The organism is Actinosynnema sp. ALI-1.44, assembly GCF_001984155.1.
In the GTDB taxonomy this organism is placed as follows: domain Bacteria; phylum Actinomycetota; class Actinomycetes; order Mycobacteriales; family Pseudonocardiaceae; genus Kibdelosporangium.
The window spans coordinates 186,569-207,614 of record NZ_MTQO01000046.1 but is presented as its reverse complement, the minus strand read 5'-3'; the positions used below and the strand labels follow the sequence as shown (position 1 = coordinate 207,614).

Here is a 21,046-nt window from a genome sequence, read left to right as displayed (position 1 = left end):
GATGATGTCGCGCATGTCTTCCGCTGAGTTTCAGTCGTTGTCGATCGAGGTCGGGCAGGGCCCGTCGGGGCCGGTGTTGTCCGTGCGGGGTGAGGTCGACACGGTGACCGCGCCGGAGTTGCAGGCTGGGGTGGAGCAGGCCATGCCCGGGGCCGGGCAGGTGCTCGTGGTGGATTTGAGTGGTGTGACGTTCCTGAGCTCGGCTGGGCTGTCGGTGCTGGTGCAGGCGCACCAGCGGGCCGAGGAAGCCGGGTGTGAGGTGCGGATCGTGACCAACTCGAGCACGGCGCGGGTGTTCCAGCTGACTGGGTTGACCGAGACGTTGCGGTTGTTCGATTCGCCTGACGCGGCTCGGGAGGCCTGAGCCGGTGTCTGTTCCGGTGGTGGTGAGCCGGGAACGGTCGCGGGATGTGGCTGGGGCTCGGGCGGTGCAGGTGGCGGCGTTCGGGCGTGAGCTGGAGGCGTCGCTGCTGGACGCGTTGCGGGAGTGCGACGCGTGGCTGCCGCAGTTGTCGTTCGTGGCGCGGACCGGTGACTGCGACGAGGTTGTCGGGCATGTGGTGTGCACGCGGGCGCATGTGGCCGACACGCCGGTGGTGGCGTTGGGGCCGATCGGGGTGGCGCCGGGCTTGCATCACAAGGGTGTCGGTAGTGCGCTGATGCACACGGTGCTGGGTGCGGCGGACGCGTTGGGTGAGCCGCTGGTGGGGCTGCTCGGTGATCCGGGGTTCTACCAGCGGTTCGGGTTCGTGCTCGCCGACTCGGTCGGGGTCGTGCCGCCGGTGGCGCAGTGGGCGCCGCACTTCCAGGTCCGTGCGCTGGCCGGTTATGACGCGGGCATCCGCGGTGGGTTCCGGTACGCGGCGCCGTTCGACGATCTCTGATCACTCTTCGGCGAGCCACGTCCCGACGAGGAACTGTTCGATCGAGTCGGTGCGTTGGTGCGTGGCGAGCAATGACCAGACCTCGTCGCGGGTGAACCAGCGGGCGTCGTCGAGTTCACGGTGGTCGACGGCGATCCGCGGGCCGGCGGCCTGTGCGCGGTAGCCGATCATCAGCCCGGCGGGGAACGGCCACGCCTGTGATGCCTCGTACCGTAGGTCCGCGAGGCGGACTCCGGCTTCCTCGTGGACTTCGCGGTGCACGGCGGTTTCGAGGTTCTCCCCCACTTCCACGAACCCGGCGAGGGTGGACCAGGCGGTGGGCGCCGCGCCGCGGTGGCGGGCCAGCAGGCAGCGTTCCTGCCAGGTGACGAGGGCGATCACGGCGGGTTCGATCCGGGGGAACAGCAGTTTCCCGCAGGTGCGGCACTGCCGGGTGTGGCCGCCGTCGCGGGCGTCGGTCGGGCCGCCGCAGGCGCCGCAGTGGCGTTGGTTGCGGTGCCAGTGCAGGATGCCGCGGGCGTAGGCGAGGGTGGCGGCCTCGGCCGGGGCGAGGCTGGACACCAGGGCCCGTACGTCGTGGGGTTCGCCGGTGGGGTCGGGCAGGTCGGCGGCGAACACCGCGGTGTCGCCGTCGAGGCCGAGGAACACCGCGTCGGCGGTGGCGGTGGGGTGGGCGTCGGGGAGGAATTTGTCGTGCCAGAAGGCGATCACGCGGGTGGCGGGGTGTGCTCGCCGGGCGGTGATCCAGTCGGTGTCGGCGCGCCGGTCGGGTGCTCGGTCGAGGGCCAGGCCGTTGTAGGCGAGCATGGTGGGCACGCTACCCGCTGTCATGATGGCTTTTATGGCGTTTCTGCAGCTGACCGCGATCGTCGTCGAGGACTATGACGAGGCGATCGCGTTCTTCACCGGGGCGTTGGGGTTCGAGTTGGCGGAGGATTCGCCGTCGCTCACCAATGATGGCCGTGTCAAGCGGTGGGTGGTTGTGCGTCCGCCCGGCGCGCAGACCGGTCTGCTGCTGGCTCGGGCCGACGGGGAACGTCAGGCTGCTGTGGTCGGTAACCAGCACGCGGGCCGGGTCGGGTTTTTCCTGCGTGTGGAGGATTTCGATGTCAGCTACCGGCGGATGTGTGATGCCGGGGTCGAGTTCGTCACCGACCCGCGCTGCGAGCCTTATGGGCGGGTGGTGGTGTTCCGGGATGTCGCGGGTAACCGCTGGGATCTGCTCGGGCCTGCCGGGGATGGCTGACCAGGTCGTGGGTCGTGGTCGCCGCCGTCATGCGTCTGCTGGGCATTCGCCGTGCCGCTCGGACACGACCGGCGCGGCCCGCACGGGTTGTCCGTTGAGCAGCACGAGCCAGGCCCCGCAGACGCAGCGCCGGTAGCGCAGCACGCCTTGGGAGGTGTAGTGGGTCGACACGGTGGGCAGGTCACGGGCGGGCCAGCCGCACGTGTCGCAGGTGGAAGTCACACCCCCACCCTGCTGTAATGAGTCAATGCATTTCAACCCTTACGGCGGGCCGGCGGCGGAGCTCGCCGCCGCGCTGGTGAACATCGACCCGGCACAGGGCGGGCCGGACGAGGTGCGGCGGATCGTGCCGCTGTATCACCGCAGCCCGGAACCGATCACCGCGGCCGCGGCGCCGCTGATCCTGGCGTGGGCGGCGCGCCTGTCGGGGGCGTTCGGGGAGCGGGACCTGGACCGGCAGGTCGACACGGTCAACGCGTTGCTGGCCGATTCGGCGTCACGGCCCTACGTCTCCCGCCACGACGGGTTGGAGCCGCATATCCACTACGCGCACGAGCGCGACGGCATCGTGACGCGGGTGCGGGCGTTCACCGCCGCCGGCCTGGCGCACGTGGTGTGCCAGGACCCGGCGCGGCTGGGGCGCTGTGACAACGAGGGGTGCGACGTGGTGTACGTGGACACCTCACGCAACGGGCGGCGCCGGTTCTGCTCCGCCCGTTGCGCTACGCGTGTGCACGTCGCCGACCACCGGTCACGGGGTGCGCGGGTCGTCTGACAGTTCGGGCGAGTCGGTCAGGTCGACGCCCGGGCCGGGCAGTTGCGGCGGTGCTTGCGGCGCCTCCAGTGGCTGACGCAGTCCCGGGGTGGCGGGCCGCACCTGCAGGGGGCTGGGGACCTCCTTGCGGGCTACCGCTTCCGCGGCGCGCACCGCCTCGGCCACGTGCGGGTCGGGCGCGGTGTCGAACCAGTCCTTGATCTCCTCGTCGTCCTGTTCGGGCTTGGACACCGGGATGTCTTCCTTGGGCGGCTCGTAGCGGAACACCCCGTCGTCGCCGGGTGCGCCGAGCATCTTGGCGAACCCCTCGAGGGCTTTGCCGAAGTCGGTGGGGATCATCCACACCTTGTTCGCGTCGCCCTGCGCCATCTGCGGCAGGGTCTGCAGGTACTGGTAGGCGAGCACCTCCGGCGTGGGCTTGCCCGCCTTGATCGCGGTGAACACCTTCTCGATCGCCTTCGCCTGCCCCTGCGCCTGCAGGTAGCGGGCGGCGCGTTCACCCTGCGCGCGCAGGATCCGCGACTGCCGTTCGGCCTCCGCGGCCAGGATCGCGGCCTGCTTGGCGCCTTCCGCGGACAGGATCTGCGACTGCTTCTGGCCTTCCGCGGTCTTGATCGCCGCTTCCCGCTGCCCCTCGGCGGTGAGGATCATCGCGCGCTTCTCCCGGTCGGCGCGCATCTGCTTCTCCATCGAGTCCTGGATCGACGGCGGCGGGTCGATCGCCTTGAGCTCCACCCGCGCCACCCGGATCCCCCACCGGCCGGTCGCCTCGTCCAGCACACCCCGCAGCTGGTTGTTGATCTCGTCGCGGGAGGTCAGGGTCTCCTCCAGGCTCATCCCGCCGACCAGGTTGCGCAGCGTGGTCGTCGCCAGCTGCTCGACACCGACGATGTAGTTGGAGATCTCGTACACCGCCGCGCGGGAGTCGGTGACCTGGAAGTACACGACGGTGTCGATGGACACCGTCAGGTTGTCCTGGGTGATCACCGGCTGCGGCGGGAAGGACACGACCTGCTCGCGCAGGTCGATGCGGGCGCGGACCCGGTCGACGAACGGGGCGAGGAAGTTCAGCCCGGGTTCGGCGACCTTCGTGAACCGGCCGAGCCGTTCGATCACCGCGGACTGCGCCTGCGGGATCACCAGGATCGACTTGGCCACGATGGTGAGCACGAAGATCACGATGACCGCGACGATAATGATCGTGACGGCGTCCAAAGCGGGTACCTCCACCCTTGCGCGCGCTGATTGATGTTGGTTCTACTCGCTGCCGCGCGACCGCGTCCGTGAAATCGGCGGATGTCGGGTCACGGTTCGGGTGCGACGATGGCGGTGGCGCCGGAAATGGCCATCACGATCACCGGTGTGCCCGGTTCCGGGATGGTGTCGTCGGGGCTGTGCGAGCGGGCCGACCAGATCTCGCCACCGATCTTGACCTGGCCCTGGTGGGAGTCCACGAGTGTCACGGTCAGCGCCCGCGCACCGATCAGGGCCTGCGTGTTGGTCTTGTGGTCGGGGCCGGTGAGCATCTTGCGTTTCAGCACCGGCCGCACTCCGGCGACCAGGGCGATGGTGGCCAGGGCGAACACGATCGTGGAGATCACCAGGCCCGCGCCCAGCGCGGCCGCGGCGGCGCCCCCGAGCGCGCCCAGCCCGATCATCAACAGCCACAGGTCGCCGGACATCACTTCGGCGGAGATCAGGATGAACCCTGCGATCAACCACACCAGCCAGGCCGCCATGGTCACATCCTGTCAGACAAAGCGGGCGCGACCACGCTGATGTCACCCGAAGTGACCCACGAAGTCGATCAGTCGCTCGACCGAGGAGATCAATGGTGTCTCCAGGTCACGGAAACCGCGCACTCCGGCCAGCACCCGCCGCCACCCGTCGGCCGGTTCACCCCACCCCAGCCGCGCGCAGATGCCGTCCTTCCACGACTCGCCACGGGGCACGTCCGGCCACGCCGGGATGCCGACGGCGGCGGGTTTCACCGCCTGCCAGACGTCCACGTACGGGTGACCCAGCACCAGGACCTCGGGGTGGGTGACCGCGGCGACGATCCGGGTTTCCTTGCTGCCCTCGACCAGGTGGTCGACCAGCACACCCAGCCGCCGCCGCGGGCCGGGCCGGAACTGCCGCACCCGGGCGGCGAGGTCGTCGATGCCGTCGAGCGGTTCGACCACGATGCCTTCCACCCGCAGGTCGTGGCCCCAGACGCGTTCGACCAGCTCGGCGTCGTGGATGCCCTCCACCCAGATCCGGCTGGCCTTGGCCACCTTGGCGGGGACGTGGTCGACCTTCACCGACCCGGACGCCGACATCACCGGTTTCTTCGGCGCCCCGACCGGTTTGACCAGGGTCACCGGGGCGCCGTCGACGAGGAACCCCGCGTCGGTCATCGGGAACACGCGGTGGCGGCCGTGCCGGTCCTCCAGGACGACGTTGCCCTGCTCGATCCGCACGACCGCGCCGCAGAACCCGCTGGCCGGATCTTCGACCACCAGGCCTGGCTCGGCGGGCAGCCGCGGGATCCGGCGTTTCGGTTTGCCGGCGAGGATGTCGCCGTAGTCCTGGGATCGCACGGCTGGCCACGCTAGCGGGTCGTGCGGTCCCAGGACCGCACGACAGGCCGTGCTCACGTCGATGGGTCGTCACCCAGCAGGAGGTCGCCCAGCAGGTGCTCACGCAGCCAGTCCACGGCGGCGGTGTCGACGTCGTCCCACTCGTCCCGGTCGGGGGTGTGCCCGCCGGTCAACCGGATCAGCCGCACCGGGCGGCCCAGTCCGGTCAGGATGGCGTGCAGCCGGTCGGACTCGTCGATGGCCACCCGGGTGTCGTTGACGCCGTGCGCCAGCAGCAGCGGCGCCCGGATGCGGGCCGCGTGGGTCAGGGGGCTGGCCTGGGCCAGCCGGGCCCGCTCGGCGGGGTCGTCCACGTCGCCCACCCAGTCCGCGGCGCGCCGACGCCAGGTCGGCGGGAACGCGCGGGTGTTGGTTTCCAGGTCGCTCGGCGCGCAGATCGCCACCCCCGCGCGCCACAGGTCGGGCAGTCTGCTCAGGCAGCTCAGTGTGGCGAACCCGCCGTAGGAGGCGCCGTAGACGCCCAGCCGGTCGCCGTCGATGCCGTCGTGACCGGCCAGGAACCTGGCGCAGGCGGCGAAGTCGCGCAGGTCCCCGCCGCCCCAGTCGCGGTAGATCAGCCGCTGGTAGCGCATGCCGCGGCCGGTGGAACCGCGGACGTTGGGCGCGAGCACCGCGATCCCGGCGCGCACGAGCCGCTGGATCAGCGGGTCGTACACCGGCAGCGCCTGGTCTTCCGGTCCGCCGTGGATGTGCAGCACCGCGGGCACCGGGCCCCTCGCGTCCCGGGGCAGGTAGAGCAGTCCGGTGATGTCCAGGCCGTCGTCGCTGGGGAATCGCACGGTGTCCGGGGTGACGAGGTCGTCGGGCAGGCCGTCGCCGAACCGGGTGAGCTGGCGGACTGCGCCGGTGACGGGGTCGGCGAGGTGGATCTCGGTGGCTCGGTCGGCCCGGCCGACCTGCACCAGCAGTTGGTCCCCGGCTGGTCGCGGCACGAACCCCTCGGAGCCGAACCGCAGCGACACCACCCCCGGGACACGGGCCGCGCCCAGCAGGGTGTGCCCGTCGCCGGTGTGCACCGGCCACAGCACCTGCGGGCCGGTGATCACGGTCTCGATGTCGTACTCGGGTGTGGCCAGCCACTGCGGCGGTTGCCCGGGGACCAGGCGCGCCACCCCCAGGTGATCGCGGCCGTGGGTGGTGCACAGGTAGATGCCGTCGTGCGCCCACCCACCGGGCTGGTACTTCGCCGCCCCCTCGTGCGGGGTGAGGTGCTCGACCTGCCCGGTGCGCACGTCGCAGGCGTACAGGTCGTGGTCGCTGTTCTGGTGGAGTTTGAGCACCAGCAGCCGCCGCGAGTCCGGGGAGAAGAACATCGGCAGGTACCGGTCGTCGCCGCGCAGCAGCATCCGCGTGTCGCCGTCGGCCAGGTCACGGACGTACACGTCGAAACACGTCTCGTCACGGGCGGTGCTGGCGTAGGCCAGCAGCCGCCCGTCGGGACTGTAGGGCTCGCTGGCGGTGGAATACGGGACGCCGATCTCGTGGCGCACGTCCTCGGCGCGCGTGATCCAGTCCACCGCGCCGGTGACGGGGTCGATCTCGGCCAGCTGGTAGTCCTCGGTGCCGGTCAGGTCGGTCTGGGCCAGCAGCCGCTCGCCTCCGGGCCGCCACGCCAGGCGCAGCACCGACCCGTCGACCGGCAGCGGCCGCGCGGGCCCGTCCCAGGTGCGCAGCCACGGCTGGGGACGGCCGGACTCGTCACTGACGTACGCGAACCCGCCCGTGGTGGGCCAGGCGCCGGTGATGGTCACAACTGTCCTCCCAACGCGAGCTGGATCGCCGCGGCGGCCACGATGCCCCGGCGGTACCAGTCCAGGTCGAGGTTCTCGTCCGGGGCGTGGTTGGCCTCGTCGACGTTGGCGAACGGGACGCCGTAGCAGGGCACGCCGAGCACGTCGGTGAGGGTGGCGATCGGCAGGCTGCCGCCCAGCGCGGGCACCAGCAGCGGCGACTCCCCCAGCCCGGCCGCGGCGGCGCGCAGGATCGTGTCGGTGTACGGGGTTTCCGGCAGTGTGGTCGACGGAGCCATGCTGCCGGACACGGTGAACTCCACGTCCAGGTCGTGCTCGGTGGCGTAGCGGGTGACGTGCGCGCGGATCGCGTCGGCGGCCTGCTCGGGGCGCTGGCCGCCGACCAGTCGCGTGTCGCAGCGGGCGACGGCGACCGCCGGGATCACCGTCCGGTGTTCCCCGCCGTCCTCGCAGGTCAGCGAGTTGATGGTGAAGGTGGGGGCGGTCAGCCGGTCGTAGAAGCCCGGCGCGGCGGAGGGGTCCATGCGGGTGGCGCCGATCCCGGCCAGCGCGGCGGCGACGTCGACCGGCAGCGCGTCCAGCGCGGCGCGCTGTCCGGCGGTGAGCGGGGTGACGGTGTCGGCGAACCCGGGGATGGTGAGGGTGCCGTCCGGGCCGCGCATGCTCGCCAACAGGTGCACCAGCGCCCACGCCGGGTTGGGTGCGACGCCGCCCCAGTTGCCGGAGTGCAGCACCCGGTCGGCGCCGCGGACCCGCAGTTCGAACGTGAGGATGCCGCGCACCCCGAGCACGACACAGGCCTGGCCGGTGTCGTGCACCGGCCCGTCGCTCCAGATCGCCAGGTCCGGCCGGTCGAGCCCGCGCACGGCCGTGGCGAGGTTCGGGCTGCCGATCTCCTCCTCGCCGTCGAGCAGGACCGTGACCCGGCACGGCAGGCCCCCGGTGAGCTCGCGCACCGCCCGCAGCCCGAGCAGTTGCGCCAGGTGCTGGCCCTTGTTGTCGCCGGTGCCGCGCCCGTACATGCGGCCGTCGCGGAGGGCGGGTTCGAACGGCGGGCTGGTCCACTGCTCGAGCGGCCCGGCGGGTTGCACGTCGTAGTGGCCGTAGATCAGCACGTGCGGACCGGGCCCGTCGGCGGTGCCGACCAGCGCGGGCCACCCGCCCGTGTCGACCGCCCTGGCGTCCAGACCGGACGCGCGCAGCAGGCCCAGGCCGTGCGCGGCGGCCTCGGCCATGCCCTCGCCGGTGCGGCTGACGCTGGGCACGCGCACCCACCCGGCCAGTTCGGCCACCACGTCGCTCCGGTCGACCCACGAACGCAATCGCTCGATCATGAACCCTCCCAGTCGATTGCACAAAATGAAATCGATGGCAGTAAAGCAAACGGCCAGCGGGGCAAGCAAGGTACAGTGCGTGATCATGGAGGCGACGGCCGACGAACTGAAAGCGCTCGGGCATCCGGTGCGGTGGCGGATCCTGCGGCTGTGCCTGGACCGCGCGCTGACCAACAAGCAGCTGGCGGTGGAGCTGACCCTGGCGCCCGCGACCACCCTGCGGCACGTGCGGGCGCTGGTGAAAACGAACTTCCTCGCCCCGGAGCCGGTCCGCACCGGCGAGCACGGCGCGCTGGAACGCCCCTACCGCGCCACGTCCCGCACCCGCGGCCTGAGCATCCTGCACGACGACACCGGCCTCGGGCAGCGGGTGGAGCTGGCGGTGCTCGGCGCGCACCGCGCGGAACTGATCGCCGCCGGGGTCGACTCCGGGCGGGGCAGCCACCGGGGCGTGCTGCGGCTGCGGCCCGAGTCGGTCGCGTCGCTCAACGACCGCATCCGCGAGGTCATCGCCGAGTACGCCGACGAGGACGACGGGGAACCGTTGTCCTACTTGTGGTCCGTGGCGCTGCGTCCACCCGCCACCGAGGGCCCGGTCACGGCGTGAGATGCGTGGTGTCGCCGAGGCTGACCAGGGCGCGGTTGTGGAAGAAACCGTCCTCGCGCAGCACGGTGATGCTGCCGGAGGTGACCGGGAACGCCACCCGCCCGGCGGCGTCGACGGGCATCCCGATCCACGCCGCGACCACGAAGGTCAGCGCGAACCCGTGCGTCACGATCACCAGGTGCTCGCCCGGTGCGGCCAGGGTCGCGTCCATGGCGGCGTAGACGCGCCGCGCGCAGGACTCCCGCGTCTCGGCGCCGGGGATGCCGAAGTCGTGCCGCAGCCGGTCCCCGGTCGCGGGCGGCGGCACGAACCGGTCGTCGAGCCACCGCTGCGGGCGTCCCTCGGCCTCGCCGTAGGAGATCTCCCGCAGCCGCTCGTCCCGGGTCGGTGTCGTGCCGAGCGCGTGGCCGATCGCGGCGGCGGTCTGCGCGGCGCGGGTCAAGTCCGACGTGAACACCGGGGCCGCACCGGGGATGCGGGCGCGCAGGGCCCGGGCGATCGCGGCCGCGGCGGTGTGCCCGGCGGGGGTGAGTTCGGAGTCGTGCCAGCCGCCCACCACCCGGTCGACGTGATGGGTGGCCTCGGGGTGGGTGACGACGTGGATGGTGCGTGCCCGGGAAATGATCGACATAACGACCCATGGAATCGCACATTCCCGGTACGCACGAGCGGAATTCGTGAGGTTCGCCGGTCACGGCGCCGCTGTCAGTGGGCGGGCACCGACACGCAGACCATCGTGGTGTCCTCGAGGGCCTCCACGATCCCGGGCGCCTGGTGCGGAACGTGCACGAAGTCGCCCGCGCGCACCGTCACGGCGTCGCTGCCGACGCCCACTCGCAGCGCTCCGCTGAGCACCACCCAGACCTCCGCGTAGGGGGCGGGCAGGTCGGCACGTGCCCCCGCGTGGAAGAACGACGTGTAGGCGCTCATCGACTCGCCGGACTCCGCGCCGAACGCGGGCGCGATGAGGATCCGGTCACCGAAGCGGACGGCGTCGTCGCCGATGGCCGAGCTGAACCGGCGGGCCCGTGCGGGCGGGACAGACATGCCGGGATCACTCTCCCCTGGTTGCGGCCGTCGGGCGTCGAAGACCTCCAGGAATCAGCCGGGGGACGGCTTTCCTGGCGGTCGATCACCACCGTAGAACGTCACCTTTGGTTGAGGTCAAGTGCCGCGGCGGCGACCCTCCGCTGGTCGGGGGTGGCCTAGAACGCGGGCCACGGGATCGGGCGGCCGTCCGGGTTCGGCTCGGGGAACCGCGGCACCCGCAGCAGCGCGTCGGCCCGGTCCCGCAGCGCCTGGATCTCCCGGCGCGTCAGGTGCGGCCGCAACTGCCGTTCCAAGTCCCCGTCGAGTTGTCCCCGCAGCCGGGACACCGCCTCGACGGCTTGCTCCGGTATCGGTTCGCCGAGGAAGCCCCACAGCACGGTCCGCAGCTTCGGGTCGGTGTGCAGGCAGATGCCGTGGTCGACGCCGTAGACGTTGCCGTCGGTGCCGTGCAGGACGTGACCGCCCTTGCGGTCGGCGTTGTTGATCACCACGTCGAGCGCCGCCAGCAGCTGCACGCTCGGGTGGTCGGCGTGCGTCAGCACAGCGGGATCGCCGTGCCGGTCATGGGCGCGCAGCACCATCCGCCACCCGTCGGGGACGTCCCCGGGCGCCAGCACGTCGACCAGGTCGTCGCCGTCCTTGGTGTCGATCCACAGCTGGACCATGCCGCGGCCGAACGGGCCCGCGCGCAGCACCGTCGGCGGGATCAGGCCCAGCCCGGCCGCCTCGGACACCAGGTAGGAGGCGACTTCCCGGCCCGCGAGGGTCCCGTCGGGGAAGTCCCACAGCGCGCGTTCGCCGTTGATCGGCTTGTACACGCAGTGCGCGGAGATCCCGTTGTGGCTGATCGCTCCGTAGAGGGTGGCGTTGGACGCGTCGACCATGCGTCCTTCCACGTCGATCTCACCGTGGGTGATCAGTTCGAGTGCGGCTGGGTCACCCGGGTGCACGGTCAGCCTTCTTCGTTTCTGCGGTAGCCGTTCTGGCGTGGGCAGACGTGACCGCTGGGTTCCAGGGGTTCCCCGCACAGCGGGCAGGGTTTGCGGCCGGCGCGCACCACCCGGTCGGCGCGGTCGGCGAAGGCCTTGGCGTGCGCGGGGGTGAGGAACACGCGGACCGCGTCCGGGCCTTCCTCGGTGTCGTCCAGGACGACCGCTTCGTCCACCTCGGCCTCGCTGACCGCGAGCAGTTCGATCACCACCGCGCGGGTCTCGGCGTCCCAGCCCAGCCCCATCGTGCCGACCTTGAACTCCTCCTCGACCGGGACGGTCAGCGGTTCGGAGTCGACGAGGTCGTCGGGGGTGTCCGGGGGGACCTCGGCGCCGAAGCGGCGGCCCACCTCGTCCAGCAGTGACCCGATCCGCTCGGCGAGCACCGCGACCTGTTGTTTCTCCAGTGCGACGCTGATCGTGCGGGCATCCTGGGAGGCCTGCAGGAAGAACGTGCGATCACCGGGCTGCCCGACTGTCCCGGCGATGAACCGGTCGGGCTGACGGAAGACATGAATGACACGAGCCATGGCACCTTCGACCCTAGGGCACGCGCCCGGCAACGAGCAGCCCGGCTCACCCAGTTGACATTGACTGACGACTATCCGCTCATCCGCGCAACCGGGCCAGGATCCTGCCCAGCGCCCGCCGCGCTGAGGCCTTCCACGATGGCGGCCGTGATCTCCCCGGCGCCGACGAACCCCTGCACGCGCGGGGTTCTAGGCAGAGCCCGGTGCGGGGACGCGGCAGCGGACGAACCCGCCGAACTCCCACATCGGTCCGGCGACCGAGCCGTCACGGCGGGTGAGGTACCGGGCGGCCTCGTCCACGCCGTGGTCGTCCTGCACCCGCAGGCCCCGGGCGGCCAGGTACGCGGTCGCCTGCCCGCGGGGGATGCCCCACCGCAGCGGTTCACCCTGCCTGGCCAGGGTCCGCGCCAGCGCGCGCGACCGCGCGGAGGTGGCGGTGCCGTCGACGACTTCCTGCCAGCAGTAGTCGAACACCAGGCAGCTGTCCGCGGCTTGCCAGGCCATCCACCGTAGCGTCGCGTCCACGGCGGGCGGGGCCAGGTAGGGCGCGACGCCCGACCAGACCACCACCGACCGCGCGTGCGGGTCGTAGCCGTGCCCGGCCAGGCGGGTGGCCAGGTCCTCGTGGTTGAAGTCGATCGTCACGTACCGCACCACGCCCGCGGTCACCGCACGCAGCCGAGCTTGTTTGCGGGCGGCGGTGACCGGGTGGTCGACCTCGTACACGGGGATGTCGCCGAGGGTGTCGGTCATCCGGTAGGCGCGGGTGTCGAACCCGGCGCCGAGGATCACCACCTGCCGGGCGCCCGCCGCGATCTCCTCGCACACGACGTCGTCCATGTACTTGGTGCGCACGACCTCGAACCACAACGCGCCGGGCAGCACGCGTTCGATCCCCCACGGCACCAGCCGCCGCAGCACCGGCACCTTGACCAGTGCGCTGATCCTCGGCGCCCACGGGATCATCGCGGCGGCCAGTGTGTCCGGGCCGCGTAACCCCGGGTCGGTCAGCAGGGCGCCCGCGGCCCGCAGCAGGGCGGCGGCCTCGGCGGTGGATCCGGCCACGAGGGTGCCCCGCGCGCGGGCCAGGCCGGACTGTGGTGGTCGGTCGGTCATCCGCGATCCACTCCCCGACGACATTTACGTTTCCGTAGCTGTAAAGATAAAGTCGTGGCCGTCATGCCTGTCAACCCGTCCTCACCCCGCCGGGGCAGACCGCCCAAGACCAGCGACCAGCACGAGCGGCTGCGGCGCCGTGTCCTGCGCGCCACCGCCGCCACCTACGCCGAGTTCGGGTTCCGCGCCGCCACCGTGGCCCGGATCGCCGCACGCGCCGGGGTGTCGAAACCGACCTTCTACACCTGTTTCCCCAGCGTGGAGGCCGCGCTGGAGGCGGTCGTCGCCGACGCGGGCGCCCGCCTGGTCGAGCACCTGCGCCCGATCGCCGCCCACGCCACGGACTTCCGGGCGGGTCTGGCCGCGGGCATCACGGCCTACCTGGACTGGGCCGACCAGGTCGGGGACGGGCTGCGGGTGTTCCACGCCGAGCAGTACGACCCCGCCTCCCCCGCGGGCCGGTTGCGCGCGCAGGCCACCGAGGGGCTGCGGGACCTGCTGCGCCAGGCCGTCACCGGCAGCGGACGGCCCGCGCCGAGCCCGCAGGCACTGGACCTGCTGATCGGCGGCCTGCAGGTGGGCTGCTACCAGTACCAGCACAACCCCGGCCGGGACCGGGACGCCAGCCACGCCGCCATGCTGCGCCTGGCCACCGCCCTGCTCGACACCCGCTCCGGGTGACCCCCGGCCGAGCGAGCGGGCCCGTGCCCCGGTAGGCACCGACCTGCGGGATCCGGTCAGAGGTGAATCCGACTCACGGTCGATGCCCCGGCCGGGGCGCGACCAGTAGGGTCGTGCTGGTGGAGATCGCTTCCTACGGGACCTGGGTATCGCCGATCACCGCGGCGGCGGCCGCGGCAGCGGGCGGAGGCCCGGACTGGGTGGACCTGTACGGCACCGACGTGTGGTGGACCGAGAGCAGACCGGCCGAGAGCGGCCGGGTCGCGTTGATGCGCAAGCCCGCCGACGGCGACGCCCACGAGGTGCTCGACGCGCGGTGGAGCGTGCGCAACCGGCTGCACGAGTACGGCAGCCGCTCGTGGCTGGTGCTGCCCGACCGGGTCGTGTTCACCAACTGGGCCGACCAGCGCGTCTACCAGGCCGGGTGGGACGGCGCCGACCCCGAGCCGATCACCCCCGCACCCGAGCGGGAGCACGGCTGGCGCTACGGCGACCTGCTGGCGGGCCGCGACGGGCAGGTGTGGTGTGTGCGGGAGACCGTGACCGGCGACGCGCCGACCGACATCCGCCGCGACCTCGTCGCCCTGGCGGGCGGGCAGGTGCGGGTGCTGGGTGCGAGCCACCACTTCCTGTCCGGCCCGAAACACAGCCCGGACGGGCGGCACGCGGCGTGGATCGGCTGGGACCACCCGGCGATGCCGTGGGACGCGGCCGAGTTGTGCGTCGCGCCGATCCGGCCCGACGGCACGTTCGGGCCGCACCGGGTCGTGGCGGGCGGGCCGAGGGAGGCGGTGTGCCAGTTCGAGTGGGAGGACAGCGCGTCGCTGCTGGCGCTGACCGACCCGGACGGCTGGTGGAACCTGCACCGGATCGGCATCGACGGCACCTCCCGCAACCTCGCCCCGGCCGACCTGGAACTGGGCGGCCCGTTGTGGCGGATGGGATGCCGCTGGTTCACCCCGCTCGGGTCGGGCCGGTTCGCGGTGCTGCGCTCCGGCGGGCAGTTGGCGATCCTGGACGAACGCAGCCGCACCGTCACCGACGTCGACACCGACCTCACGGCGTGGCGCCCGGACCTGGTCGCGGCCGACGGTGTGCTGTACTCGGCGGCGGGCAGCGCGTCCCTGCCGGTGGCGGTGGTCGGCCTGGACCTGTCGCGGGGCGAGGTGACCACGTATTCGCCGCAGGTCCCGCCGTTCGACCCGGCACTGCTGCCGCAGCCGCGGGAACGCGTGTTCGGCAAGGTCCCGGCGTACGTGTACCCGCCGACCAATCCCGGCTACACGGCGCCCGACGGGGAAAAGCCGCCGTTCGTGGTGTACGTGCACGGCGGCCCGACCGGCAAGTACACGCCGACGGTGAACCTGGACGTCGCCTACCTGACCAGCCGCGGCATCGGTGTGGTCGCGGTGAACTACGGCGGGTCGACCGGCTACGGGCGGGCGTTTCGCGAGTCGCTCAACGAGCAGTGGGGCGTGGTCGACGTGGACGACTGCGCCACGGTCGCGCTGGCACTGGCCGAGGAAGGCGTCGCCGACCCGGCGCGGCTGGCGATCATGGGCGGCAGCGCGGGCGGCTGGACCTCGGCGGCGTCGATCACCAGCACCCGCGTGTACGCGTGCGCCACGATCCTCTACCCGATCCTGGACCTGGCGGGCTGGACCGCCGAGGGCGGCGAGGTGCACGACTTCGAGTCGCGGTACCTGGAAGGCCTGGTGGGGCCGTGGCCGCAGCAGCGGCAGCGCTACGCCGAGCGGTCGCCGATCCACCGGGTCGACCAGCTGGCCGGGCCGGTGCTGCTGATGCAGGGCCTGGAGGACCGGATCTGCCCGCCGGAGCAGGCGGACCGGTTCGTGGCGTCGCTGTCGGGCGGCGGCATCCCGCACGCGTACCTGACCTTCGCCGGTGAGCAGCACGGGTTCCGCAAGGCCGAGACCCAGCGCACGGCCCTGGAGGCGCAGGTGTCGTTCTACGGCCAGGTGTTCGGGTTCACGCCGCCCGACGTGCCCGCCCTAGAGTTGCGCGTGTGAAGATCCACCCCGCCCGGCTGCGGCCGGGCTCTCGTGTCGTCCTGGTCGCCCCCTCGGGCCCGGTCTCCCCGGCGTTGCTGGCGGCGGGGATCAAGCACCTGGAGTCGTGGGGGCTGGCGGTCGAGGTCGCCAAGCACGTCACCGACCGGCACCCGCGGCTGCCCTACCTGGCCGGGACGGACTCCGACCGGGCCGCGGACCTGCAGCAAGCGTGGTGTGACCCGCAGGTGGACGCGGTGTTCTGCGTGCGCGGCGGCTACGGCACGCTGCGCATGACCGATCTGCTGGACTGGGACGCGATGGCCGCGGCGCGGCCGAAGGTGTTCGCCGGGTCGAGCGACATCACCGTGCTGCACGAGGCGTTCGCCCAGCACCTGAACGTGGCGACGCTGTTCGCGCCGATGGTGGGCACCGACGCGTTCGTCAACGACACCGCCGCGCGGGAGCATTTCCGGCGGACGCTGTTCGAGCCGGAATCGGTGCGGGTGCTGACCGGCCCGGACAGCGCGACCATGGTGCACGGCGTCGCCCGGGGCGTGGTGGTCGGCGGCAACGCGAGCCTGCTGGGGTTCTCCCCGCCGCCGCGGGAGGCGATCCTGCTGCTGGAGGACGTCACCGAGGACACCTACCGGCTGGACCGGATCCTCACGGCGCTGCTGCGCGCGGGCTGGTTCACCGGGGTGAACGGGATCGCGCTCGGGTCGTGGACCGACTGCGGTTCCGCGGAGGTGGTGGAGGCGATCCTGCACGACCTGGTGGGGTCGCTGGGGATCCCCACGGTGTGGGAGCTGGGGTTCGGGCACTGCCCGGCGCAGCTGACCGTGCCGCTGGGGGTGCAGGCCGAGTTGGACGCCGACAACGGGACGTTGACGATCCTGGAGCCCGCGCTCGGCCCCGTGACCTGACCGGGTGACCTGACCGATCGGCTGACCGGGCGGTCAGGCCGATCGGACGGCGCGGGTCAGCAGAGCGGTCAGCTGCCGCAGTTCCTCGGCGCTCAGCGCCGCCAGTGGTGTGTTCTCCACCGCGACGCGGACGAGGTCCGCGCGGACGTCGCGCCCTTTGTCGGTCAGGACCAGCACGCGTGCGCGGCGGTCGGCCGGGTCGACGCCGCGTTGCACCAGGCCCCGGTCGGCCAGCTGGTTGGTGAGGAACGTGAGGTTCGGGGCGTTGCAGTACAGCCGCTCGGTCATCACCTTCATCGACGGCGGCGGTTCGGCCGGGTCGATCACCCACAGCGCCTGGAACGTCGCCGGGGTCAGCTGGTGCCGGGCCAGCGCGGGACCGAGCTGGTCGGTGGTCCGCATCCAGATGTCGTGGGTCGCCGCGAGTGCGCCGGTGAGCGCCGCCAGGGATGCCCCTGTGGATGTCGCTGTGGATGTCGCTGTAGATGTCGCTGTGGATGCCGCCGGGGGTTCGGCCATGCCCCCCATCCTACTGGTGTTTCGAGTCTCGAACTATCTGCTACCGTCGAGGTAGTTCGAGACTCGAAGCGTATGGAGGTTGTGGTGGACCACGGCTATGACAGGGTGACCGCGCTGGTCACCGGCGCGTCCAAGGGCCTGGGCCGGGCGTACGCGCTGGAGCTGGCCCGGCGGGGAGCCCGGGTGATCCTGCTGGCCCGCTCGGAGACGGCCCTGCGGCACCTCGCGGCGCAGATCCGCCAGGGGGACGCCGCGGCGGACCCCGAGGTGCTCGTCGGCGACCTGGCCACACCGGAGGGCCCGGGGCGGATCGTGCGGGAGCTGCGCGAGCGCGGTCTGGAGGTCGACCTGCTGGTCAACAACGCGGGCGCGGGCGACGCGGGCCCGTTTCTCACCCGTCCGCTCGACCCGCAGCTGCGGTCGGTCGCGCTGAACGTCGACGGCCTGCTCGCGCTGACCCACGCGCTCGGGGCCGGCCTGGTCGCCCGCGGCCGGGGCGGGATCATCAACGTCTCGTCCACCGCGGCGTTCCAGCCGCTGCCGTACCAGGCCAGCTACGCCGCGACCAAGGCGTTCGTGCTGTCGTTCACCGAGGCGCTGGCCGAGGAACTGCGCGGAACCGGCGTGCACGTGATGGCCGCGCATCCCGGGCCGATCGCGACCGGGTTCTTCGACGGCATCTCGGCCGAGATCGATCCCCGCCGGGCCGACACCCCGGAGATGATCGCCGCCCGAACCCTCGATGACTACGCCCGGCGCCGCGCGGTGTCCTACCCCGGCCGGTGGCTGTACCGGGCGCTGACGTGGCCCGCGCGGCTGCTGCCCCGGCCCGCCGTCGCGCGGATCACGCGCGGGTTCAACCGCAGGCTGCAGCTGCACGAAGTCGTCGACGTAGCCTGATTTCTCATTTCCGTAGTACGTACGGTATTGTTTCCGTACGAGATACGGAAATGGGGTGGGCAGGGTGGCCGTCGAACGCAGCGGCGGCGCGGACGCCGCCAGGACCCTCGCGTTGTTGTGGCGCACGCCGCCGTCGCCGAAGCTCGGCCGCAAGCCGAAGGTGACCGTCGACCAGATCGTCACGGCGGCGGTCGCGGTGGCCGACCGCGAGGGCCTGGGCGCCATGTCGATGGCCCGCGTGGCCCACGAACTGGACGTGGGCACGATGTCGCTGTACACGCACGTGCCCGGCAAGTCGGAACTGGTCGACCTGATGGCCGACTGGGTGCTGCGCGAACGCGATCTCGTGGCGGCGGGGACCTGGCGGGAGCGGATCAAGCACTACGCGGACCGCACTCGCGCGGTCTACCACGCGCACCCGTGGATGCGGGACGTCTCGATGGCACGCCCGCCGCTCGGGCCGGGGTTGATGGCCGGGGAGGAGTTCGTGCTCGCCGCGCTCACCGCCGCCGGACTGCGACCGCACCAAATCCCGATGGCACACAGGGCCATCGAGGAGTTCGTGCACGGCGCCGCCGCGTCCGAAGTGGACGACCAGCGGCTGGCGGCGGCCACCGGCGAGTCCAGTGATTCCTGGTGGCGCGCGCGGCAGACGTTCTGGGACGACTACTTCGACCCGGAGCGGTACCCGGTGATGACGAGCCTGTGGCACGCCGGGGCCTACGAGGTGCAGGGCACGCTCGCCGACGCCGCGCGCACGGCGTTCGACTACGGGCTGGACAGGATGCTGGACGGGATCGAAGGGGGCTTGTGATGACAATCCTGGTGACCGGGGCGACGGGCAACGTCGGGCGGCACGTGGTGCGCGGACTGGCCGAGGCCGGTGCGCGGGTGCGGGCGATGACGCGCGATCCGGCTGCGGCGGTGTTCGGCGAAGGCGTGGAGGTGGCGCGCGGTGATCTCGGCGCGCCGGATGACATCCCGTTCGACGGGGTGGAGAAGCTGTTCCTGTTCGTGCCCTCCCCGGATGTGCGTGACGTCGTGGACGTCGCGGCGAAGGCCGGGGTGCGGCGGATCGTGGTGTTGTCCTCGGGCGCGGTGACCCATGGTTACGACACCACCTATCACCTGCCGGTCGAGCAGGCGGTCGAGGCGTCCGGGGTGGAGTGGACGCACGTGCGGCCGGGTGAGTTCGCGACGAACAAGATCGACCTGTGGGGGCCGTCGATCCGCGCGGACGGCACGATCGTGCACCCGGAGCCGGACGAGTACGGCCAGCCGATTCACGAGCGGGACATCGCCGAGGTGGCGGTGGCGGCGTTGCTGCAAGACGGCCACGCGGGCCGGGCGTACACGCTGACCGGGCCCGCGCAGCTGACCCAGCGCGCGATGGCCGCCGACATCGGTGCGGCGATCGGCCGTGAGCTGACGTTCACGACGGTGTCGCGACAGGAGGCGCTCGAGTATTACGTGAGCGTGGGGTGGCCGGAGGAGTCGGCCCGCTACCTGGTCGGCCTCGGCGGCTACGAAGGCGCTGAGGCCGACGACTTCTCCGACTACCAGTTCACCGTCTCACCGGACTTCGAAGCGGTCACCGGCAGGCCGTACCGCACGTTCGCGCGGTGGGCGCTCGACCACGCCGCCGACTTCACCCCGGCCAGCTGAGCGGGGTCACCGCTCGCGTGGCCGGGACCTCGGACTCGCGGCGGGTGAGCACCAGGGCGGCGTCCTCGGTGATGGCGACGGTGTGTTCGGAGTGGGCGGTGCGGGAGCCGTCGGCCGACCGGATGGTCCAGCCGTCGTCGTCGTAGACGATCCGGTCGGTCGTGCGGGCGAACCAGGGTTCGAGCGCGAGGGTCAGGCCCGGCCGGAGTGTCAGGCCGCGCCCGGCCCGGCCGACGTTGGACACGTGCGGCGCCTCGTGCATGGTGCGGCCGATGCCGTGGCCGCCGAACTCGTCGTTGACCGGGTAGCCGTGGTCGCGGGCGACCGCCGAGATCGCCGCGGAGATGTCACCCAGGCGGTTGCCGGGCCGCGCGGCCGCGATCGCCGCCTCCAGCGCCTCTTCGGTGGCGCGGATGATCCGCAGGTCCTCCTCGGCGGCGGCGCCCACCACGACGGTCCGCGCGGAGTCCGCGACCCAGCCGTCGATACCGACCGCGAGGTCCGCGGTGAGCACGTCGCCGTCACGCAGCGTGTAGTCGTGCGGCAAGCCGTGCAGGACGGCGTCGTTGACCGACAGGCAGATGACGTTGCGGAACGGGCCCCGCCCGAAGGACGGCGCGTAGTCCCAATAGCAGGAGTCCGCGCCGCGCCGGGTGATCATGTCCCGCGCGTGGCGTTCGAGGTCGAGGAGGTTGACGCCCACGTCGGCGAGGTCGGCGACCTCGGTGAGCACCTCGGCGACGAAACGCCCGGCGACGTGCATGCGGCCGATCTCCGCAGGCGTCTTCAGTTCGATCACGACGACCCCTCAGCATTGGTATTTCTATACCGGCACAGTAGCACTGGGCGGTATAGAAATACCAATCCGGGGGTGGTCGGCGTCGCCCGGTGTGCTCAGCCCAGCCGGTAGTCCAAGGTGATCTCGCCGTGCTGGACCCGGCAGGTGCCGGTGAGCGCGGTCAACTCCCCCGTGCCGGTGTTGGGCACGATGAACCCGTACTGCTCGGTGCCGTCCGGACCGCCGCACGCGCCGTGCTGCAGCACGAACGTACCGGTTTTCCCCTCGAGTGACCCGATGACGCGTTCCTGGGCCATGTACCCGGCGCCGTCGGTGGGGCCGTCGCCGGTCTGGCAGGCCAGCATCCGCACGTGCCCGGTGCCGTCCAGCGCGCCGGTGTAGGCCTTGGTGATGGTGGCCTCGCCGAGCGGCGGGCCGTCGGTGGGTTCGTCGTAGGTGACCTGGTCCCAGCCGGTGATCTCGAACTTCGCCGTGATGTGCATGCCGCCATCCTGCGGGTGATACCCGGCATGTGCTGTCAGGTGGGTGGTGGGGATGCGTAGCGCGACTCTGTTGGGCCGGTCGTGTCCATTGGTAGTGAATCCGCTACGGCCCGCGATGGGTTTCTGTCACGATGTGCGACG

At 71.9% G+C, this 21,046-nt stretch carries 26 protein-coding genes; 11 read left to right on the top strand and 15 right to left on the bottom strand.

Going from position 1 to position 21,046, the window contains the following annotated elements; genetic code table 11:
* Positions 1–13 precede the first annotated feature (13 nt).
* Positions 14–364: an STAS domain-containing protein gene (locus ALI144C_RS23735; protein ID WP_076989600.1), complete on the top strand. Its 351-nt coding sequence runs from the start codon at positions 14–16 to the stop codon at positions 362–364.
* A gap of 4 nt (positions 365–368) precedes the next feature.
* Complete coding sequence (locus ALI144C_RS23730) at positions 369–884, top strand: GNAT family N-acetyltransferase (protein ID WP_237774281.1); 516 nt, start codon at positions 369–371, stop codon at positions 882–884.
* On the opposite strand, the gene nudC is transcribed toward ALI144C_RS23730, so the two are convergent.
* Positions 885–1,715, bottom strand: coding sequence for an NAD(+) diphosphatase (nudC, locus tag ALI144C_RS23725; protein ID WP_202819040.1), 831 nt, complete (start codon positions 1,713–1,715; stop codon positions 885–887).
* Positions 1,716–1,725: 10 nt separating this feature from the next.
* Here nudC and ALI144C_RS23720 point away from each other — a divergent pair, with 10 nt between their 5' ends.
* Positions 1,726–2,130: a VOC family protein gene (locus ALI144C_RS23720; protein WP_076989598.1), complete on the top strand. Its 405-nt coding sequence runs from the start codon at positions 1,726–1,728 to the stop codon at positions 2,128–2,130.
* Between the two features lie 27 nt (positions 2,131–2,157).
* Here ALI144C_RS23720 and ALI144C_RS23715 read toward each other — a convergent pair whose 3' ends face one another.
* A complete protein-coding gene (locus ALI144C_RS23715; RefSeq protein WP_076989336.1) occupies positions 2,158–2,352 on the bottom strand; it encodes a hypothetical protein in 195 nt (64 codons plus the stop codon).
* A 25-nt stretch (positions 2,353–2,377) separates the two neighbouring features.
* On the opposite strand from ALI144C_RS23715, the gene ALI144C_RS23710 reads away from it, so the two are divergent.
* Positions 2,378–2,905: a CGNR zinc finger domain-containing protein gene (locus ALI144C_RS23710; protein WP_076989335.1), complete on the top strand. Its 528-nt coding sequence runs from the start codon at positions 2,378–2,380 to the stop codon at positions 2,903–2,905.
* Here the strand turns inward: ALI144C_RS23710 and ALI144C_RS23705 are convergent.
* The 5 genes from ALI144C_RS23705 to ALI144C_RS23685 form a co-directional block, all read right to left on the bottom strand.
* Positions 2,882–4,120 (bottom strand): SPFH domain-containing protein, encoded by a 1,239-nt coding sequence (locus ALI144C_RS23705; RefSeq protein ID WP_083753320.1) that lies wholly within the window; start codon positions 4,118–4,120, stop codon positions 2,882–2,884. The genes ALI144C_RS23710 and ALI144C_RS23705 overlap by 24 nt on opposite strands.
* An 89-nt stretch (positions 4,121–4,209) precedes the next feature.
* Positions 4,210–4,644, bottom strand: coding sequence for an NfeD family protein (locus ALI144C_RS23700; RefSeq protein WP_076989334.1), 435 nt, complete (start codon positions 4,642–4,644; stop codon positions 4,210–4,212).
* 42 nt (positions 4,645–4,686) lie between these two features.
* Positions 4,687–5,487, bottom strand: coding sequence for a DUF3097 domain-containing protein (locus tag ALI144C_RS23695; RefSeq protein WP_076989333.1), 801 nt, complete (start codon positions 5,485–5,487; stop codon positions 4,687–4,689).
* A gap of 53 nt (positions 5,488–5,540) precedes the next feature.
* On the bottom strand, positions 5,541–7,298 hold the full coding sequence (locus tag ALI144C_RS23690) for a S9 family peptidase (RefSeq protein ID WP_076989332.1): 1,758 nt from the start codon (positions 7,296–7,298) through the stop codon (positions 5,541–5,543).
* The gene (locus ALI144C_RS23685) at positions 7,295–8,632 is read right to left on the bottom strand and encodes a M20/M25/M40 family metallo-hydrolase (RefSeq protein WP_076989331.1); all 1,338 of its coding nucleotides are present in this window, start codon (positions 8,630–8,632) and stop codon (positions 7,295–7,297) included. The genes ALI144C_RS23690 and ALI144C_RS23685 overlap by 4 nt, the downstream gene beginning before the upstream one ends.
* 34 nt (positions 8,633–8,666) lie before the next feature.
* Between ALI144C_RS23685 and ALI144C_RS23680 the strand changes: the two genes are divergently transcribed.
* Complete coding sequence (locus ALI144C_RS23680) at positions 8,667–9,239, top strand: ArsR/SmtB family transcription factor (RefSeq protein WP_237774280.1); 573 nt, start codon at positions 8,667–8,669, stop codon at positions 9,237–9,239.
* Here the strand turns inward: ALI144C_RS23680 and ALI144C_RS23675 are convergent.
* The 5 genes from ALI144C_RS23675 to ALI144C_RS23655 all read right to left on the bottom strand — a co-directional run bounded on the left by ALI144C_RS23675 (position 9,229) and on the right by ALI144C_RS23655 (position 12,924).
* Positions 9,229–9,870: a histidine phosphatase family protein gene (locus tag ALI144C_RS23675; protein WP_076989330.1), complete on the bottom strand. Its 642-nt coding sequence runs from the start codon at positions 9,868–9,870 to the stop codon at positions 9,229–9,231. The genes ALI144C_RS23680 and ALI144C_RS23675 overlap by 11 nt on opposite strands.
* Positions 9,871–9,944: 74 nt before the next feature.
* Positions 9,945–10,286 (bottom strand): cupin domain-containing protein, encoded by a 342-nt coding sequence (locus ALI144C_RS23670; RefSeq protein ID WP_076989329.1) that lies wholly within the window; start codon positions 10,284–10,286, stop codon positions 9,945–9,947.
* A 158-nt stretch (positions 10,287–10,444) separates the two neighbouring features.
* Positions 10,445–11,239, bottom strand: coding sequence for an SCO1664 family protein (locus ALI144C_RS23665; protein ID WP_076989328.1), 795 nt, complete (start codon positions 11,237–11,239; stop codon positions 10,445–10,447).
* 2 nt (positions 11,240–11,241) lie between these two features.
* A complete protein-coding gene (locus ALI144C_RS23660; RefSeq protein ID WP_076989327.1) occupies positions 11,242–11,808 on the bottom strand; it encodes a DUF3090 domain-containing protein in 567 nt (188 codons plus the stop codon).
* A gap of 189 nt (positions 11,809–11,997) precedes the next feature.
* On the bottom strand, positions 11,998–12,924 hold the full coding sequence (locus ALI144C_RS23655; RefSeq protein WP_076989326.1) for a class I SAM-dependent methyltransferase: 927 nt from the start codon (positions 12,922–12,924) through the stop codon (positions 11,998–12,000).
* A gap of 63 nt (positions 12,925–12,987) precedes the next feature.
* Between ALI144C_RS23655 and ALI144C_RS23650 the strand changes: the two genes are divergently transcribed.
* The 3 genes from ALI144C_RS23650 (at position 12,988) to ALI144C_RS23640 (ending at position 16,540) form a co-directional block, all read left to right on the top strand.
* Positions 12,988–13,605: a TetR/AcrR family transcriptional regulator gene (locus ALI144C_RS23650; protein WP_076989596.1), complete on the top strand. Its 618-nt coding sequence runs from the start codon at positions 12,988–12,990 to the stop codon at positions 13,603–13,605.
* Positions 13,606–13,721: 116 nt separating this feature from the next.
* Positions 13,722–15,635 carry a S9 family peptidase gene (locus ALI144C_RS23645; RefSeq protein WP_076989595.1) on the top strand — a complete coding sequence of 638 codons (1,914 nt, stop codon included), beginning with the start codon at positions 13,722–13,724 and terminating at the stop codon, positions 15,633–15,635.
* Positions 15,632–16,540, top strand: a complete 909-nt coding sequence (locus ALI144C_RS23640; RefSeq protein ID WP_076989325.1) for a S66 peptidase family protein — start codon at positions 15,632–15,634, stop codon at positions 16,538–16,540. Before ALI144C_RS23645 ends, ALI144C_RS23640 begins: the two co-directional genes overlap by 4 nt.
* A 33-nt stretch (positions 16,541–16,573) precedes the next feature.
* On the opposite strand, the gene ALI144C_RS23635 is transcribed toward ALI144C_RS23640, so the two are convergent.
* Positions 16,574–17,059 (bottom strand): MarR family winged helix-turn-helix transcriptional regulator, encoded by a 486-nt coding sequence (locus ALI144C_RS23635; RefSeq protein ID WP_083753318.1) that lies wholly within the window; start codon positions 17,057–17,059, stop codon positions 16,574–16,576.
* Between the two features lie 72 nt (positions 17,060–17,131).
* On the opposite strand from ALI144C_RS23635, the gene ALI144C_RS23625 reads away from it, so the two are divergent.
* The 3 genes from ALI144C_RS23625 (at position 17,132) to ALI144C_RS23615 (ending at position 19,624) form a co-directional block, all read left to right on the top strand.
* Positions 17,132–17,959 carry an SDR family NAD(P)-dependent oxidoreductase gene (locus tag ALI144C_RS23625; protein ID WP_076989322.1) on the top strand — a complete coding sequence of 276 codons (828 nt, stop codon included), beginning with the start codon at positions 17,132–17,134 and terminating at the stop codon, positions 17,957–17,959.
* A gap of 64 nt (positions 17,960–18,023) precedes the next feature.
* Positions 18,024–18,773 (top strand): TetR/AcrR family transcriptional regulator C-terminal domain-containing protein, encoded by a 750-nt coding sequence (locus ALI144C_RS23620; protein WP_076989594.1) that lies wholly within the window; start codon positions 18,024–18,026, stop codon positions 18,771–18,773.
* A complete protein-coding gene (locus tag ALI144C_RS23615; protein WP_076989321.1) occupies positions 18,773–19,624 on the top strand; it encodes an NmrA family NAD(P)-binding protein in 852 nt (283 codons plus the stop codon). The genes ALI144C_RS23620 and ALI144C_RS23615 overlap by 1 nt, the downstream gene beginning before the upstream one ends.
* Here the strand turns inward: ALI144C_RS23615 and map are convergent.
* Both map and ALI144C_RS23605 read right to left on the bottom strand, forming a co-directional pair.
* Entirely contained in the window at positions 19,608–20,423 is an 816-nt protein-coding gene (gene map, locus ALI144C_RS23610; protein WP_076989320.1) for a type I methionyl aminopeptidase, read from the bottom strand. The two genes, ALI144C_RS23615 and map, sit on opposite strands and share 17 nt — an antisense overlap.
* Before the next feature lie 95 nt (positions 20,424–20,518).
* Positions 20,519–20,905: a DUF3224 domain-containing protein gene (locus ALI144C_RS23605; RefSeq protein WP_076989319.1), complete on the bottom strand. Its 387-nt coding sequence runs from the start codon at positions 20,903–20,905 to the stop codon at positions 20,519–20,521.
* Between the last annotated feature and the right edge of the window lie 141 nt (positions 20,906–21,046).

Bases quoted from the DNA above. Each gene is read 5' to 3' on its own strand.
- ALI144C_RS23735 (WP_076989600.1), top strand. From the start codon at position 14: ATGTCTTCCGCTGAGTTTCAGTCGTTGTCGATCGAGGTCGGGCAGGGC.
- nudC (WP_202819040.1), bottom strand. From the start codon at position 1,715: ATGACAGCGGGTAGCGTGCCCACCATGCTCGCCTACAACGGCCTGGCC.
- ALI144C_RS23720 (WP_076989598.1), top strand. From the start codon at position 1,726: ATGGCGTTTCTGCAGCTGACCGCGATCGTCGTCGAGGACTATGACGAG.
- ALI144C_RS23710 (WP_076989335.1), top strand. From the start codon at position 2,378: ATGCATTTCAACCCTTACGGCGGGCCGGCGGCGGAGCTCGCCGCCGCG.
- ALI144C_RS23700 (WP_076989334.1), bottom strand. From the start codon at position 4,644: ATGGCGGCCTGGCTGGTGTGGTTGATCGCAGGGTTCATCCTGATCTCC.
- ALI144C_RS23685 (WP_076989331.1), bottom strand. From the start codon at position 8,632: ATGATCGAGCGATTGCGTTCGTGGGTCGACCGGAGCGACGTGGTGGCC.
- ALI144C_RS23680 (WP_237774280.1), top strand. From the start codon at position 8,667: ATGGCAGTAAAGCAAACGGCCAGCGGGGCAAGCAAGGTACAGTGCGTG.
- ALI144C_RS23675 (WP_076989330.1), bottom strand. From the start codon at position 9,870: ATGTCGATCATTTCCCGGGCACGCACCATCCACGTCGTCACCCACCCC.
- ALI144C_RS23670 (WP_076989329.1), bottom strand. From the start codon at position 10,286: ATGTCTGTCCCGCCCGCACGGGCCCGCCGGTTCAGCTCGGCCATCGGC.
- ALI144C_RS23660 (WP_076989327.1), bottom strand. From the start codon at position 11,808: ATGGCTCGTGTCATTCATGTCTTCCGTCAGCCCGACCGGTTCATCGCC.
- ALI144C_RS23655 (WP_076989326.1), bottom strand. From the start codon at position 12,924: ATGACCGACCGACCACCACAGTCCGGCCTGGCCCGCGCGCGGGGCACC.
- ALI144C_RS23650 (WP_076989596.1), top strand. From the start codon at position 12,988: ATGCCTGTCAACCCGTCCTCACCCCGCCGGGGCAGACCGCCCAAGACC.
- ALI144C_RS23635 (WP_083753318.1), bottom strand. From the start codon at position 17,059: ATGGCCGAACCCCCGGCGGCATCCACAGCGACATCTACAGCGACATCC.
- ALI144C_RS23625 (WP_076989322.1), top strand. From the start codon at position 17,132: ATGGAGGTTGTGGTGGACCACGGCTATGACAGGGTGACCGCGCTGGTC.
- ALI144C_RS23615 (WP_076989321.1), top strand. From the start codon at position 18,773: ATGACAATCCTGGTGACCGGGGCGACGGGCAACGTCGGGCGGCACGTG.
- ALI144C_RS23605 (WP_076989319.1), bottom strand. From the start codon at position 20,905: ATGCACATCACGGCGAAGTTCGAGATCACCGGCTGGGACCAGGTCACC.